Annotated in this window: 13 protein-coding genes; 4 read left to right on the forward strand and 9 right to left on the reverse strand. The window is 58.4% G+C overall.

The window, feature by feature from the left end:
* Window positions 1-200: 200 nt before the first annotated feature.
* Together FKM52_RS10630 and FKM52_RS10635 are read right to left on the reverse strand one after the other, a co-directional pair.
* Window positions 201-1,142, reverse strand: coding sequence for a sugar phosphate isomerase/epimerase family protein (locus FKM52_RS10630; RefSeq protein WP_141176140.1), 942 nt, complete (start codon window positions 1,140-1,142; stop codon window positions 201-203).
* A 95-nt stretch (window positions 1,143-1,237) separates the two neighbouring features.
* Window positions 1,238-2,251: a Gfo/Idh/MocA family protein gene (locus tag FKM52_RS10635; protein WP_141176141.1), complete on the reverse strand. Its 1,014-nt coding sequence runs from the start codon at window positions 2,249-2,251 to the stop codon at window positions 1,238-1,240.
* 668 nt (window positions 2,252-2,919) lie between these two features.
* Here FKM52_RS10635 and FKM52_RS10640 point away from each other — a divergent pair.
* Entirely contained in the window at window positions 2,920-3,816 is an 897-nt protein-coding gene (locus tag FKM52_RS10640; RefSeq protein ID WP_141176142.1) for a helix-turn-helix transcriptional regulator, read from the forward strand.
* On the opposite strand, the gene FKM52_RS10645 is transcribed toward FKM52_RS10640, so the two are convergent.
* A complete protein-coding gene (locus FKM52_RS10645) occupies window positions 3,802-4,245 on the reverse strand; it encodes a GNAT family N-acetyltransferase (protein WP_141176143.1) in 444 nt (147 codons plus the stop codon). The two genes, FKM52_RS10640 and FKM52_RS10645, sit on opposite strands and share 15 nt — an antisense overlap.
* A gap of 137 nt (window positions 4,246-4,382) precedes the next feature.
* On the opposite strand from FKM52_RS10645, the gene sugE reads away from it, so the two are divergent.
* A complete protein-coding gene (sugE, locus tag FKM52_RS10650) occupies window positions 4,383-4,697 on the forward strand; it encodes a quaternary ammonium compound efflux SMR transporter SugE (protein ID WP_141176144.1) in 315 nt (104 codons plus the stop codon).
* 72 nt (window positions 4,698-4,769) lie between these two features.
* Here the strand turns inward: sugE and FKM52_RS10655 are convergent, their stop codons facing one another.
* On the reverse strand, window positions 4,770-5,660 hold the full coding sequence (locus tag FKM52_RS10655; RefSeq protein WP_141176145.1) for a LysR family transcriptional regulator: 891 nt from the start codon (window positions 5,658-5,660) through the stop codon (window positions 4,770-4,772).
* Window positions 5,661-5,887: 227 nt separating this feature from the next.
* Between FKM52_RS10655 and FKM52_RS10660 the strand changes: the two genes are divergently transcribed.
* A complete protein-coding gene (locus FKM52_RS10660) occupies window positions 5,888-6,298 on the forward strand; it encodes a (R)-mandelonitrile lyase (RefSeq protein WP_141176146.1) in 411 nt (136 codons plus the stop codon).
* Between the two features lie 89 nt (window positions 6,299-6,387).
* Here the strand turns inward: FKM52_RS10660 and FKM52_RS10665 are convergent, their stop codons facing one another.
* The 3 genes from FKM52_RS10665 to FKM52_RS10675 form a co-directional block, all read right to left on the reverse strand.
* Window positions 6,388-6,699, reverse strand: coding sequence for a hypothetical protein (locus FKM52_RS10665; RefSeq protein WP_141176147.1), 312 nt, complete (start codon window positions 6,697-6,699; stop codon window positions 6,388-6,390).
* Window positions 6,700-6,931: 232 nt separating this feature from the next.
* Entirely contained in the window at window positions 6,932-7,183 is a 252-nt protein-coding gene (gene ycgZ / locus FKM52_RS10670) for a regulatory protein YcgZ (protein WP_342777791.1), read from the reverse strand.
* Window positions 7,184-7,524: 341 nt separating this feature from the next.
* Window positions 7,525-9,324: a carbon starvation CstA family protein gene (locus FKM52_RS10675; RefSeq protein ID WP_141176148.1), complete on the reverse strand. Its 1,800-nt coding sequence runs from the start codon at window positions 9,322-9,324 to the stop codon at window positions 7,525-7,527.
* Window positions 9,325-9,707: 383 nt separating this feature from the next.
* Here FKM52_RS10675 and FKM52_RS10680 point away from each other — a divergent pair, with 383 nt between their 5' ends.
* The gene (locus FKM52_RS10680; RefSeq protein ID WP_141176149.1) at window positions 9,708-10,328 is read left to right on the forward strand and encodes a response regulator transcription factor; all 621 of its coding nucleotides are present in this window, start codon (window positions 9,708-9,710) and stop codon (window positions 10,326-10,328) included.
* 31 nt (window positions 10,329-10,359) lie between these two features.
* Here the strand turns inward: FKM52_RS10680 and FKM52_RS10685 are convergent, their stop codons facing one another.
* The gene (locus FKM52_RS10685) at window positions 10,360-15,951 is read right to left on the reverse strand and encodes a trifunctional serine/threonine-protein kinase/ATP-binding protein/sensor histidine kinase (RefSeq protein ID WP_141176150.1); all 5,592 of its coding nucleotides are present in this window, start codon (window positions 15,949-15,951) and stop codon (window positions 10,360-10,362) included.
* The gene (locus FKM52_RS10690) at window positions 15,944-16,339 is read right to left on the reverse strand and encodes a response regulator (RefSeq protein ID WP_141176151.1); all 396 of its coding nucleotides are present in this window, start codon (window positions 16,337-16,339) and stop codon (window positions 15,944-15,946) included. The genes FKM52_RS10685 and FKM52_RS10690 overlap by 8 nt, the downstream gene beginning before the upstream one ends.
* Window positions 16,340-16,354 lie beyond the last annotated feature (15 nt).

A 16,354-nucleotide genomic window follows, 5' to 3' on the forward strand; every position in this document is an offset into this window, starting at 1 on the left:
GTTAATACATGTCCGTTAAGTCTAATCACTATTACGAACGTTGCGTAAAAACAGGCGGGCGAAGGCGACGCGCCAGAAGCCGCGCCGCTGCCCGTCGGGCACTTTATTGCCCGTCGGGCGGCATATAAAGATAACGCCTGGGCAGCTGAAGATAACGGCGCAGGCGATAACAATTCAGGCGGCGCGCTTACCTCTCTGGTTTACTGGCTCAGGCAGGCATTGAGGGCGTCGACAGAAGTGCGCAGCCCGGCCTCCACGCTCATGGTTAAATCCTCCATCTCCAGCGCAACGTCGCCGTTATAGCCGCAGATGCGCAGCACCGAGAAAAACTCTTTCCACCAGCGCAGATCCTGACCGCATCCCACCGCGACATAGTTCCAGGCGCGCGTTTTGATCGCCGTCACCGGCTGATACTCCATCAGGCCATCAACATCCGCCCGGCCACGCTCAATACGCGCATCCTTGCCGTGCACGTGGAAAATCGCCCCTTCCAGCCTGCGCACTGCCGCGATCGGATCGGCGCCCATCGCAATCAGATGCGAGGGATCGAGATTAATGCCAATCATTTCGTCAACCGCCTCGCGCAGGCGCAGCAGGGTTGACGGGTTATAAACCAGCTGGCAGGGAAAGGCTTCCAGCGCGATCTGTTCAATGCCGTGCTGCTGCGCATGCCGCACAAATTTTTGCCACCACGGAATCGCCACCTCGCGCCACTGATAGTCGATCACGCCGGGCATATAGTCGGGCCAGGAGACGGTGGAGGTGATCCAGTTCGGCACCCGATCCTGCGGGCCGCCGCCCGGCAGGCCGCTCATCATCACGATCTTTTTCACCCCAAGCCTGGCCGCCAGTTCAACGGTGCGATAGCTGCTCCGGGTATGCGCTTCGCCCAGCGCGCCGGGCGCCAGCGGATTGCCGGAGCAGTTCAGCGCAACAATCGTCATATCGCGGCTGGACAGCTCATAGCAAAAACGCGCCAGCTTCTCCGGCGAGGCCAGCAGCGCCTCACGATCGACATGCGGACATGGCGACCAGCCGCCAGCGGTTAACTCAACGCCGTTAATGCCATATTGTTTCACGCGGTCCAGCATCTGCGGCAGCGCAAGATCCGCCAAAACATCGGTACATAATGCCAGCTTCATAACTCTTCCTTATCCGAACGGGAAAGGTTGTGGCTGATTGCGCCGCGAACCCTGATGCGGGTTCCCTAACGCAAGCGGCCTCCCTGTGATGCGTCTTAGCCCTGATAAAGCGCAGGGCGCTGTGGAACGATCACGCGCTGTTTCTCTCCATCCTTTAACGACGCCAGCCCGGCATCGCAAACCAGCGCCACCACGTAACCATCCCAACTGGACGGGCCGGATAGCGCTTTTCCTTCACGCACGCGGTTAACGAAGTGCTGCACCTCACTGTCGTAGGCCGCGGCAAAGCGTTCCATACAGGAGTGTGCGATATTCTGACCGTAGCCATAAGGCGCGCGGGCGTAAGTCAGCGCCTGCCCGGTAAGCCCGGCGATAGCGTGTTCTCCCACCGCCTCACAGCGAATGTCATAGCCGTAACCGCAGTTCACAAACAGTTCATCATCAATACGCACGCCCGATTCCGTTTCAAAAATCACTATCAGCGGATCCTGTAAATGCGGGCAGGCGCGGCTGGTTTTTTTGCCCGGTCTGTCCACGCGTACCGCGACGATATCTTCATTCAGCAGATAGCGGATAATATCTATCTCATGGGTAGCGGAGTCGTTAATCGCCATCTCCAGCGTGTAGCTTTCCGGCACCGCCGGATTGCGGTGGGCGCAGTGCATCAGCAGAATGTCGCCCAGTTCGCCCGCTTCTATCGTCTGCTTTAATTTTTGATAGCCCGCATCAAAACGGCGCATAAAGCCAAGCTGCAACAGCCTTTTTCCCGTTTTTACCTCGGCGTCGATAATCTGCCTGGCTTCATCCGCGCCGGGCGTCAGCGGCTTTTCACAAAACACGGGTTTACCCGCCTTAAATGCCGCAAGGATTTGTTCTTTATGCGCCGGGCCGATGGAGCAAATCACCACCGCATCTACCAGTGCTGAATTAATCAGCGCATCGGCATCATAAAATGGCGTGGCAGCAAAGGTTTTCGCCATTTCATCTACCGTTTCACGCTGAATATCGCAAACCGCGGTGACTTTTGCGCCGCTGATAACTTCGCTGAAACGCCGCAGATGATCGCGCCCCATCATACCCAGCCCAATGACGCCAATATTTACCGTCATTCTCCGCTCCTTTATTTGTCGCAAAGAGGATACTCAGATCTGTTAATCTGATTTATCGATAAACAAAAAGGTGATTTCCGCCCGGATATAACCGACGGAAACTTATCGCGATCGCTTGCGGCAAACATATATCAAAGTAAATACAAAACACTATGCGTCCGACGCGATAACATTTTACGCTGTGCTGCCGATCAAAATTTCAGAATAAACAACGGAAAGAAACGCGTATGGCATCACAGCTATAATCTGGTCTGATTGACATAGCAAGAATCAAGAGAGGCGAAAATTAATCTTCAGCCGTTATTTTTCATCTGCCACTTAATCAGAAAAAGAATAATAGCTCGCCGGCGCGTTATTGCTGGCTTTCTCCTGATCATCCCGGAATAAATAATTATTTTCGGCCTCAGCTAATAGCGCCAGTTTGATGAGAAAGCGATAAACAGCAGTCTTAACCCTAGTTTTCAGGTGGCTACCCGTTGCCTGATAGCTATTCGCATCGCTATATTCGGTTAGGCGGGACGCTTATTGCGCTATAAAAGCCAATTAAGCGAGCAATAATTTTTTCATCCAGTTATAAAACAAACGCTTAGCTGCTGATAAAAAGCAACTTTGATGATTACGCTGCCTTATCGCGGTGCGATAATAGTGCGAAAGGCGAAGGAGAATTTATGCTGACCAGGTGTTTGAATGAGCCGGTTTCACGGCGCGGCTTCGAGCATGGCACGCGCCCGCAGCTGATGTTTATTTGCCAGGCCGAAGGCAAAGCGGCGGCGCTCCCCCGTATTATGCATAAACATGAAGGCCGGTTTGAGCTGATGTTCATTCAGGAAGGCGGCGGTATCTATAACATTGATGGGCGCAGCTACCACGTGGAACGCGGCGATCTGCTGCTGTTTAACGCAGGCGTGCTGCATGATGAGCAGCCCTACGTCTCGGATAATCTGCGCATTTTCAGCTGCGGCGTAGAGCAGTTAAAATTTGTCGGGCTGCCGCCAGATACCTTTACCGCACCATCGCAGCGTGCGGTGATGCCGAGCGGCGTTTTTTATCAGGAGATCGCCACCTTATTTCAACAAATGTGGCGGCACGCCAGCGGGCAAACCCGCTATGGCGCTGAAATTGCTGATACGTTGCTTAGCGCCCTGCTGCTGCTCTGTCGCGATATCTGGCCTGACGCGCAACAGGAGCAGAATAACAGCGAATCAGGGCTGGGGCAGCGCATCAAAGATTATATCGACCGGCGCTATAAAGATGAGATTGCGCTGAAGTCGTTAACCGCCGCGCTTAATATGAATCACTACTATCTGGCGCACGTATTTAAGGCGTTTTCCGGCTATTCGCCGAAACAGTATCAAACCCGCCGCCGTATTGGCGAAGCGCAGTCGCTGCTGCTCAGTTCCGATTTAGGGGTCACGGAGGTGGCGAACGCCGTTGGCTACGATAACGTTAATAATTTCCATCGTATCTTTCATAACCTGGTCGGCGTTCCGCCTGCCCGCTATAAAAAATTCTGGCTCAGCGGCAAAACAAATATTGATGGCCTGTCACGCTCAGCAATCCGCTGACTGGCAGCGCAGATGCAGCAGCGGGAAAGGATTGCCTTCGCCGTCCAGTTCGGATCGCCCGCAAAGGGTAAAGCCCCGGCTCAGGTAAAACGCCACCGCCCGGTGATTCTGCTCGTTAACGTCTACGCTGTTTGCCGCCAGCGTCTGTCGGGCAAAGGCGATCAGCGCCGTTCCCACGCCCTGCCCGCAGTAATCGGGATCGATAAACAGCATCTCAATTTTTCCCTCTGCCACGCCAATAAACCCTTGCGGTTCTCCGGCCGGGTTAAGCCAGACGTAGGGCGCAATGGCGGGCAGATAGCTGTCGCGCACCAGCGGCTTCAACGCCTGCAGGTTTTCTTCCGGTAAAAAATCATGCGTGGCCCGCACCGCCCGCTCCCAGATGGCGGTCAGTAACGGATACTCCTTTTCGTCGGCAATACGAATCATATTAATTTCCTTAGCGATCGCTTTTACGCTGCCTGTGCGTAAGATTATACTGCTTGTCTATATATGAACCGGGGACGCCCCCGGCTTCTTCTCAACTACGTCCGGGACGGCCCGGCTCTTAACCAGGGAGAGCCAGTATGGCCTGGATCCTCTTAACCATTGCAGGTTTGTTTGAAGTTGTCTGGTCTTTCGCCATGAAGCAGTCGCACGGCTTCACCCGGCTCGGCCCCTCGATTATCACTATTGTAGCGATGATCGTCAGCTTCGCGCTGCTGGCCGTTTCGATGAAATCGCTGCCGCTGGGCACCGCCTATACCATCTGGACCGGCATCGGCGCCGTGGGCGCTTTTCTCGTTGGCCTGCTGGCGCTTGGCGAACCCGCCACGCCGATGCGTATCGCTGCCGCGGTGCTGATTGTCTGCGGGCTGGTAATGATGAAGCTCTCTTCCTGATCGCACTGCTGACAGCCCATCGGCGCTATTTAAGCTCGCTCAGACAACAACAAAACTGCCTGGCGGGCGGCGTTACTCGTCCCGCCAGCGCAGCGCTTCAATCACGCGCGCAAAGGCGGGCGAAGGATGCCGCCGATCGGGATAATAGAGATGGTAGCCCGACATATAGGGGCACCACGCCTGCAGCACGGCGATAAGCTCGCCGCGCGCAACGGCCTCCCGCACGCTATCCTCCGGCAGGCAGGCCAGCCCGCTGCCGGCCAGCGCGGCATTTAAGCGCAGCGCCAGATTATTGAAGATCAGCTGTCCTGTCACGCGTACGTTTAGATCGCGCCCGTCTTTGCTGAACTCCCACGGCAGCAGGCCGCCATGGGTGGGCAGACGCATATTAATACAGTTATGCGCGGTAAGATCGTGCGGCGTCTGCGGCGGCGCAAAGCGTCGAAAATAGTCAGGCGATCCCACCACCGCCATACGAATATCGGGCCCGATGCGCACCGCGATCATATCCCGCGCCACCTGCTCGCCCAGCCGCACGCCGGCGTCAAAGCGCTGCGCCACGATATCCATCAGTCCATAATCCGCCGCAATTTCAATGCGAATATCGGGGTTCTCGGCGATAACTTTTCTCAGCCGCGGCTCCAGCAGCGTCGCCGCCGAATGCTCACCGGCATTAATGCGCACCGTGCCCGCCGGTTTCTCACGCAGCGCCTTCAGCGAACTCAGCGCGTTTTCAATCTCCTCCAGGCGCGGCGCCAGCGTCTTCAGCAGCTGTTCGCCCGCCTGCGTCGGCGAGACGCTGCGCGTGGTGCGATCGAGCAGGCGCAGCCCCAGCCGCGCCTCCAGCTGGCGTATGGTCTGGCTCAGCGCCGACTGCGACACGCCCATCTTTGCCGCCGCACGGGTAAAGCTGTGTTCGCTGGCCACCAGCGCGAAGGCCGCCAGATCGTTGAAGTTTTCCATATATTAATAAGCCTGGCTTATAAGCGTATCCTGAATAATACCTCTAATCGAAACAATATCCCAGCGCTATGCTTAGTACAACCTGAACTGCCCGGCGCAGCGTGCCGCTGCCGGTAGTAAATGATAAGGGACGAATGCCCCTTTCAGTAATGAAGAGCGCCGCGCCGGGCGCTAACGTTAATAAATACCGCTCTGCCAGCCGGAGCGGCTGATAACAAGGTACCCCGATGAAAATTATCCGTAACGCCACTACCCCATCAGCCCAGGGCCCGGATGCCTGGTTTACCGGACGCGTTCGCATTGATGCGCCCTTCCAGGCCAGCGCGCCCGCGCGCGTCGGCGGCGCCAGCGTCACCTTTGAACCTGGCGCCCGCACCGCGTGGCATACGCATCCGCTGGGCCAGACGCTAATCGTCACTCAGGGCCAGGGCTGGATTCAGTGTGAAGGTGAAGAGATTGAGGTAATTAATCAGGGCGATATCGTCTGGATCCCGCAGGAGATAAAACACTGGCACGGCGCGACGCCGGAAACGGCGATGACCCATATCGCGATTGCCGAATCGCTGGACGGCAGCCCGGTAACCTGGATGGAAAAAGTAACGGACGAACAGTATCGCCGTAACGCAACGGCTGGCTGATTCCGCGGCGCTGAACAAGCAGCGCTATTAGCAGAGCAGTAAAAAACCGGCAGAACGCGCGCCCAACGGCGCTGCTGCCGGTTAGTTAATCAGTCATTCTCCCCGCGATCGTCGTTACGCGGGCGCCGCAGCCCAAAGCGATTCTGCGGCATTTTGACCGTTCTGCTGTCAGTGCTGTTAACGTCTTTCAGACGGCGCCCGGCCACTGACGGCGGTATATGCCGGAATGCCTGCTTTGCCTGCCAGTAAGAGATAACTTTTTCTTCATCCGTCTCCTGCTCGGCAAACTGCTGTAATCGTTCCAGAAGGGTGTGATTACTTAAGGCGCTCTGGCTCTCCAGAACGGACAACACCGCTTCGCCCAGGGCGACATGCATATTTTTTAGATCGTCTTTATCCAATTTCTCTCCTGTGCTGACGTTGACGAAAACCGGCGATTCGAGAGCTATGCGCCCGCAACGGGCCGTCAGCGCATAGCTACAGGCTCACCAGACGTTTTTCAGGCATTAGCCGTTGCGCCAGGCAACAGCGACACCGAAATCAGGAGAGGTTTACTGCAGATAAACATAGCGTATGGAAATAAGGGTGCGATGTGATGGCAGGCTGCTGTCAGCCTGCGCACCAAATGATGAATTATTCCCGGCCCAGCACTAAAGCAAGCAATCCATGATAATGCTTTTCCATCTCCGTGCCGCCTACGCCATCCAGCTTTACCAACAGCCTGGAGCAGATCGCCTTGCGATTAACGCTTTGTCCGGCACGCAAAATATCTTCTACAACCTGACCCAACGTCTCCTGCCGGGTTGGCATAGTGCTGTCTGCCATCGCATACGGCTGTACTGATTTACATCCCGCTTCAGGTGTCCATCGTTGCTGCTGCATCATCGGCCCCTTCTGGTCAGATCAAAAAACAGGCGAAAAAGTTCTGCCGGTTAAACTATACAAAAATGCAAAGTCTGTACAGATTTTTTTAAACTTTTGTTAATAACTAATCGTTTTTCAGCAACCTGAACGGGTTATATCAGCCGCATACCCAGCGGCCTGAAACGCGGATGATACGAGCCGGGGGAGCAAAGCGTCCCGCGCCACGGATGACCCTGTTGGCGTCTTTGCGAACCGCTCATATCAGCCGCGCCCCCTCCGGCCTGAAACGCAGATGATACGAGCCGGAGAGCAAAGCCAATAAAAAAGGCCGGTTTACACCGGCCTGTCCACAGTAAATAGCGTCAGGAAACCGCCTCAACCGTTGGCGCCTGCGCACGCACGCGCCACAGCACCACCCAGCGCTGTATCGCGGCAATCATAATAATCAGCCCCAGCGCCACCATAATGATCGAAATAGCGCCGTTAAACAGGTTATATCCCTTCGCCGCCGGGTTAAAATAGACATACTTCACCATCCACCAGGCCGCGTAATTCACCGTCACATACAGATAAGCCAGCGGAACCAGACAGGTCAGCATATAGCGGCGCTTCTGGGCCATGCGCAGAATAATGGTGGCGCCGATCATCAACCCAATCGAGGCCATCAGCTGATTAGAAACGCCGAACAGCGCCCAGACGGAATTAATATCGCCGGAATTGAGTAAATATCCCCACAGCAGACAGGCAACGATACTGCAGCCTACCGCGCCGGGCATCCAGTTAGTACGCTTCAGCGGCGCCCAAAGATCGCCAAGGAAATCCTGTAACAGATAACGCGCCACACGCGTGCCGGAATCGACCGCCGTCAGGATAAATACCGCCTCAAACATCACCACGAACTGGAAAAAATAGGAAGCCAGATGGCTGAACCATGGAATACGGGTAAAGATATCCGCCATCCCTACCGCCAGCGTCACCGCGCCGCCGGTACGTCCGTAAAGATCGAGCCCGATAGATTCGCTGAGCTGCGGCAGATGGATCACCTCCATTCCCAGCCCGGCGAACACCTCCGGCGTGGAGTTAATTGCGAAATAGTCCGCCGGATGCAGCGCGGTAGCGGCAATCAGCGCCATCACCCCCACCACGCACTCCGCCAGCATAGCGCCGAAGGCGACCGGTAAAATATCGCTCCATTTATCGATCTGCTTCGGCGTGGTACCGGAACCGATAAAGGCGTGGAAGCCGGAGATCGCGCCGCAGGCGATGGTAATCGAGATAAACGGCCAGACCGGCCCCGCCAGCACCGGCCCGTTGCCGTGAATAAACTGCGTTACCGCCGGGAACTGAATTTCCGGGTTAATAAACACCACGCCGATCACCAGCGCGCCAAACACGCCGATCTTCATAAAGCTGGAAAGATAACCGCGCGGCGTCAGCAGCATCCATACCGGCAGCGCGGTAGCGAAGAAGGCGTAGAACGGCAGCACCAGGCTAACGGTAGAGGCGCGCAGGCTGAGCCAGCTGCCAAACGCTGAATCCTGAATATAGGGGCCGGCGATAACGCAGCCGAAAATCACCAGAATGCCAACCCAGGTAGCGCCGCGCATACTGCCGGTAAAGCGCTCCCACAAACCCACGCCGATCGCTACCGGAATGGTCATAAACACCGCAAAGGTGCCCCAGGGATTGCGCTCCAGCGCATGCACCACCACCATCGACAGACCCGCCATAGTAATGGTGATAATAAACAGCATCGCCAGCCCGGTACACCAGCCAGCCACCGGCCCCAGTTCCGACTTCGCCACTTCCGACAGCGATTTACCCTGATGCTTCATCGAGGCGAACAGCACCACGGTATCGTGTACCGCGCCGCCGATAACGCAGCCGATCAGCAGCCAGAGAAAGCTGGGAAGATAGCCGTACTGCGCCGCTAACACCGGCCCTACCAGCGGCCCCGCCGCGGCGATGGCGGCGAAATGACTGCCGAAGTTCACCCACTTTTTGGTTGGTACGTAATCTTTGCCGTCTTCCAGCAAATGCGATGGCGTAACCTCGCTGTCATCAGCATTCAGCACCTTACGCACGAAAAATACGCCGTACAGGCGGTAGCAGATGGCGAGGATACACAGCGTCGCGATAACAAACGTTAATGCGTGTGACATAGCCCACTCCAGAAATAAAAAAAATCAGGGCTATCCTGTCACGTGCGCAAAATGAAAGCGGCGGGTAAGAAAGTTAGCGGCGCTATAGCAGATTAAGCGGTCAAAAAAGCGGGGTAAGCGGCGCGCGATCGCCGGGCAAAAAAGCGGCGCGGCTGACCAACACATCCTGCCCGCCGTCTGTTACCCATTATCCCTTTTATCTCAATGGATTAACTACCGTACTTTGTCATTTTTATTTCAAACATGATAATGATAATTATTGTGATAATATCCGATATGTTCAGAAACATTTAACTTAATGTTGCCGTTAGTTAACCAAAAAATCGCCGCCCGTTTTAGCCCAGCACCTGCAACGGCGTACAGAGAGATAACAGGAGCACATTATGAATCCCATTGTTTACGTGGTGGATGACGATCACTCCGTCAGGCAAGCGCTGGTATGTCTTTTAACCGCCGAAGATTATCAGGTTGCCGATTTTCCTTCCGCGCAGGCGTTTCTCGACCACCCTTTCAGTGCGGCGCCGGGCTGCCTGATCCTTGATATGAATATGCCGGAGCGCAGCGGTTTCGATCTTACCGAAGCGCTGGCAAAGCTTGGCTACCCGATCCCCACTATCTTTTTGACCGGCTACGGCACCATTCCACTCTCGGTGAAGGCGATGAAGGCAGGCGCCTGCGAATTTATGACCAAACCCGCCGTACCGCAGCTGCTGCTGAAGGCGGTTTCCGAAGCGCTACAGCTGGCGACTAAAAACCTTAGCGCCGCGCAGGAGCTGCAAACGCTGACCGCCCGCTATGAATCCCTGACGCCGCGCGAGCGCGAGGTGCTGCAGCTGGCGATTGGCGGCCTGCTGAATAAGCAAATCGCCACCGCGCTGGGGGTCAGCGAAATCACCGCCAAGGTGCATAAAAGGCGGGTAATGGAGAAGATGGAAGTACGATCGTTGACCGATCTGGTACGGGCGGCGGAGCGGCTGAATATCGTAAAAACTCAGGGGCGCTAGCGATAGCGCGCCGCCGCTGCCCGCCCGGCGCTCAGAAAGGTTGCTCCTCGCCGCTGTCGAGCGGCAGCGTAAAGATAAAGCGGCTGCCGTGCGGCAGACGCGGCTCCGCCGTCAGCACGCCGAGATGTTTTTCTATAATTCCGGCGCTGATGGTCAACCCCATGCCCATTCCCTGCTCTTTGGTGGTATAGAAAGAATCAAACAGCCGCGCCTGCACCTCCGCGCTCAGGCCGATGCCGGTATCGGCAATTTCCAGCCGGATAGCCTGCGGCGTCGGATTGGTTGAGCTGACGGTGATCGTTCGTGGCCGGTCATGAATCTCCGCCATCGCGTCAATGGCGTTGACCACCAGATTCAGCAGCACCTGCTGAATCTGTACGCTGTCGCCATAGATAAACGCTTCCTCCGCCTGCAGCGCGTAGTCCAGCGTTACCTGGCGCCGCTCCAGCTCGCTGCGCGACAGCGCCATAATATGCCAGACCAGATGATGCAGATTAACCCGCGCCCAGCTTGACTGCTGATTACGCGTCAGCGCCTGTAGCCCGCGAATAATATTTCCGGCGCGTTCGCCCTCGCTGATAATCTCCTCAAGGCTGGCGCGCGCGTTGATCAGCATCGCCGGTTCACGACTGAGCCAGCGCAGGCTCGCTCCGGCGTTAGCCACTATCGACATCAGCGGCTGGTTAATCTCATGGGCGATCGAGGCCGTCAGCTGCCCTACCGTAGTGGCGCGCGCCACCCGCGCCAGATCCGCCTGCGCCACGCGCACCGCATCTTCCGACTGGCGTCGGGCGGTAACATCGGTAATGGTGCCGAAATATTCCGCAATGCTCGCCTCTTCACCGATAGGATTGCCGACGCCCAGCAGGTAGCGGCAGTCGCCGTCGGCGCGGAACACGCGAAACTCCGCGCGCATCGAGACGCCGTTTCGCACGCTGTCGGTCACCAGCCGGCTGATGCGCGGATAATCTTCAGGATGTACCAGCGTCAGAAAATCGGCCATCGACAGCGTGCGCTGCCCCTCCGGCAGGCCGAGGATGCGCGCATACTGATCGGAGACGTACATTAAATCCTGCTCCAGCTCCCAGCGCCAGGTGCCGGTATTGCTGATTCGCTCCCCCAGCATCAGCGAAGTCTGGCTGGCGCGCAGCTCTTTCTCTACGCGACGTCGCTGGATATTCTCCTCCAGCAGCTCGGCGTAGAGCCGCGCCGTCTCCAGCGATACCGCCGCCTGCGCCGCCAGCATCCGGACGATGCGCGAATGCTCCGCCGTAAAAATTTCCGGCATCAGGCGATTTTCCAGATAAAGCACGCCGACCATGCGCGCCTGCTTATACATCGGCACGCAGAGTACCGCCGCGCCGGAGGTGACCAGGTAGGCATCCTGGCTGAACGGGCTGAAGATCTCCGGCTTGCTGGTGCGAATCTCCTGGCCGGTGCGCATCACCGCCGCCAGCACCGAGAGCGGCATATCGGTTACCGAAGGCGTCTCCCTGACGATTCTGACCTTAACGCCGTCGGAGGTGGTTTCCGCCCAGGCCTGGGTTTCCGGCGTATTGTCGTCAAGGATGCGGATCAGCAGGCCGCGCTGCGCGCCCGCACGCTCCAGCAGCATGGTCATCAAAATATGGATCAGACGATCGAGGTTGATCTCTTCGGTAAGCGCCCGCACCGCCCGCAGCACGCTCTCCAGATCGCGTATCACCTCATTCGGCGCGAAGGCGATGGTGTCATAGGGCGTGCTGCGCCCGGAAGAGGCAAGGTGAGGATAGAGCCGCTCCAGCTGGCGCAGCTTCGCCAGCGCCCCCCAGCGCTGCCAGGCGCTGAACGCGCCTTTAAAATAGGCGTCGGCGGCAACCGCATAGCCGCAGGATTTAGCGAAGCGCCCGGCCAGCTCGCACGCCAGGCCGTTAATCGGATGAAACTCCGCTTCGCCGGAGAGGCGGATCGCTTTTTCATACAGCCCAACCGCCGCCTCATTCTGTTTATCCAGCCGCGCCAGCTCCGCCGCAATCAGCGCCTCCCGATCGGCGAAGGTTGCCGGGTTATGCTGCGCCCAGCGGGCGATTCTGGCGTGGTGCGCGGTTACCGCCTGGCGCTGCTGCACGCTGAACTCGTCAGGCGTGAGGCCGGCGGTCAGCGCCAGCGCGCTGTAAAAATGGTAATCCAGCAGATGCAGATAGCCGGGCACCGCGCTAACGAACGGCGTCGCCTCGCGCAAATAGTCGGCGGCCTGGGCATATTCGCCGGCCATAAAGCAGGCTTTCGCCCGATAGAGCCAGAACCAGAACAGCGTCAAAGGTATCGGCCTGCCGCCCTCGCCCGTCCCGGTAGCGAGCAACGTATCAGGAAACACCTCCAGGCCGGAAAAGCTGCCCGCAGAGGCGTTACGTAAATGAGTAACGTACAGGCGCTGGATCAGCAGCAGAATCTCCACGTCGGGAAAGCGCCGCTTGCGAATAAACGCCAGCCCGCGCTCGATGGTGGTCAGCACGCCGTCAAGATGATCGCCGCGCAGTAAAAAGTTCATCGTTTGATGGCGAATAATAAAGCAGGCCACGGTTAAATCACCGTGATCGACCGCGACGGTAAAGCAGGTTTTGGCGCTCTCCACCGCCACGCTAAGCGGCGCGACCCAGGCGCTGGCGAGATCGACCGCCAGCAGCGTACGGCCTTTGAAGCCGTTGAAATGGTGGCGCATAACCAGATCGCGTCCCAGCTGGCTATAGACCCAGCCGCGCTGGTACTCATCGTAGCGGCGGCCGATCAGCACGCCATACCAGGCAAGCGCGCCGGTGGCGGCGCCGCACAGGCCGCGATCGAGCGTCATATGCATAATTTTACACAGCAGCAGAAAATGCAGCCTTGGGCTGGCGAACGCGGCAAACATGCTGGCATTGAGCATCAGGCTCATGATCGCTTCCGCCTCGCGATCTTCAGTAATGGCCAGCGCGCTAAACCGCTGCTGCGGATGGTCGCCGACGCGCTGCTCCAGCGCCTGCCAGGCGCGATCGCAGTCGCCGGCCTCCGGATCGCGACTGAAGTGGATACCGAATACCGCCAGCCATGCCAGCGCGGTTTCCAGCGCCAGCGACATATCGGACTGGCGCATATGCAATTCCGCCATCATGCAGGCGGCCACCGCCTTCTGCTCCAGGCTGCCGGGCAGACTCATGGCGCGGTTGCAAAGCGCCAGCGCGGCGGGCAGATTACCCTGCAAAAACTCGCACTCCGCCTCTTCAAACTCCAGCAGAAAACCTTCATCCGCCGCCTTTTGCAGCGCATCCCGCTGCAGTGATTTCGCCGTTTGCAGATAGCGCACCGCTGAGGCGTAATCGCCGGTGCCCTTCGCTCGCGCCGCGGCGCGGCGGCAGATGGCGCGGTAGTCGTCGCGCTGCGGCGAAAAGCGCACCGCGTCAATGGCGGCGGTGATATGGTGGACGGCAAGAAACAGCGTGTCGTTGCTGTCGTTATGAGACGCGGCTTCCGCCAGGCGCGCGGCGGCGGCGTAGTTCAGCCGGCAGGCCTCTTCCGGCTCCAGCAGCGCCTGCGCCGCCTTATGTACGCGATCGTGGGTAAAAGCATACTCATCGCCGGCAAGCGTAATCAGACGCGCGGCGATAGCGGGCTGCAGCTGCTCCAGCAGCTGCGTCGGGGCCAGCCCCTGCATCTGGCCGAGCAACGCCAGCCTGCCGCTGCCGCCGACGCTGGCAAGACCGCCCAGCAGCTTACGGGCAGCTGACGGCAGTTCGGCAAGCTGCTGCAGCATCAGGCTGGCGACGTTTTCGGTATAGTTGCGCGCTTCAATAGCGGCCAAATCGTAGTGCCATTTGTTATGCTGCGGATGATGCGCAATCAAACCATCATTGACGATTCGGCGGAAAAACTGCTGCGTAAACAGCGGATTACCGCCGGTTTTCTCATGGATCAGCGCGGCCAGCTCACTTAACCCGGCTGCGCGACTGTGAAAACGCGCGCCCAGCCAGCGCGCCACCGCCTTCACGCTGAGCGGCTCCGGCCGTATATCCAGCCGCTCGCCGGCGCCGGCCATTAACGCCTCCAGCCGCGGCGCGGCAAACCCTTGCGGAAACGCCTCCGCATCGCAATATGAAACCACCATCAGCAGCGGCAGCGAGGCGCCGTTGCGCGCCAGATGCTCCAGCAACTGCAGGCTGGCCTGATCGATCCAGTGAATATCCTCAATCAGCAGCACCAGCGGCCGTCCCGGCGTGGCGAACGCCTTCGCCAGGCAGAGCGCCATCTGGTTGAAGCGCGCCCGCGCATCGGCGGAGTGCATATCAGCGGGAAAGCGCGGCTTGCTTGCCAGCAGCAGCCCCAGTTCCGGCACCAGATTTACCGCCAGCCCCGCGTAGCTGCCCAGCGCCTGCGTCAGACGCTGCTTCCAGCGCGCTACTTCCGGCGCCGCCAGCCCCAGCAGCCAGAGCGTCAGCGAGCGAAAGGCGGCGCTAATCACCGCGTAAGGCAGTACCGGCGAATATTGATCGGCCTTGCTGACCGCCAGCAGCGCCGGGCGGCGCTGAATGTTTTTCAGCGCCGAAGCGATCAGCGAAGATTTGCCGATCCCCAGCGGCCCGCTGATAGTCACCAGCGTTTGCGCGCCGCTCTGCCTTACGCGTTCAAACGCCGCCAGCAGCTGGCCGCTCTGCGGATGGGCCAGCCAGAGATGCTCCGCCAGCGGCAGCGTCGGCACCCGATCCTGCAGGCCGGGGGTAAAATCGGCGATCCGCCCCTCTTCCGACAGGTTCGCCTGGCAGCGGCGCAGATCCGCCAGCAGCCCTTCAACCCTCTGGTAGCGCCTGGCCGGTGATTTCTCCAGCAGGCGCAAAATAATCACAGAGAGCATCGCCGGGATGCCGTCGCGCACCTCGTGGGGCGCACGGGGCGCCGAAGCGATATGATGATGCGCCCATTCCGCCTGCCCGCCTTCGCTCAGATCAAAGGGCAGCGTGCCGGTCAGCAGCTCATACAGCACGATGCCAAGGCTGTAGAGATCGCTGCGGCTGTCCACCGCATCGCGAGTGCGGCTGGTATGTTCCGGCGACATATAGGCCAGCGTGCCGCCCGATACGCTCAGACGCGTCGGCGCGCTGTTTTCCGCAGGCGCGGTGGTTAGCCCAAAGCCGCCGAGGCGACAGCTGCCGTCCGGGGCGATAAAGACATTGCCGGGCTTGATATCGCTGTGCGTCAGCCCCAGCGCGTGCAGCTGCCGCAGCGGCGTACAGAGGCGCATCGCCAGCGTCAGAAACTCATCGGGAGTGCGCGTCGCGCTGCGCGCCGACTGGGCAAGAGTTTTAAACGGGAAAGACGCATAGACCAGCGCGTAGCGTCCATGATGCAGCGTGCAGCCAAGCGGTTTAACCGCCCAACTTTCAGCCAGCTGCGCCCGCAGGGAAAATTCGTTTTTCAGCAGCTGCGTCGCCTGAAAGGTCGCCTCTTCGCTGACCGGACTGGCGAGAATAAAGGTTTCGCCCGCGTGCAGCGGCTGACACAGCGTCCAGCCGATGCCGCCCTCCTGCGCCAGCGGGGTGAAGATAATCTCATCGGTTAAGGTAAAAACCTTATCCTGCAGGCTGCTGCTGACGGCAGACAGTTTCTCACTCATCGTTGCGTTGCGCCTCGCGGGAAGAGAGTTCACGGCGGATGGTATCCAGCAGCGTATCGACGTTGATCGGCTTGCGCAAGAAGGTGACGGCGCCCAGATTAATGGCGTACCACAGCATATTTTCGTCGCCGTGCCCGGAAATAAAAATAACCGGCGGCGGCGTTAGCTGTAACACCACCTGCCGGTAGAGATCGAAGCCGCTCATCCCCTTCAGCTTTACATCAAGAATAAGCAAGGAAGCCTCGGCCAGCGCGCTTTTATCAGCAAGAAACGCCTCTGCGGATTCAAACGCGTCGGTTTCATAGCCATCCGACTGCAATAAATTGCTTAACCCGCTGCGGACGGAGCGTTCATCGTCAACGATGACGATGCGCGATGACGGCGCCATGCTGTAATCCTCTGT

Source organism: Mixta tenebrionis (assembly GCF_006517625.1).
GTDB classification, from domain to species: domain Bacteria; phylum Pseudomonadota; class Gammaproteobacteria; order Enterobacterales; family Enterobacteriaceae; genus Mixta; species Mixta tenebrionis.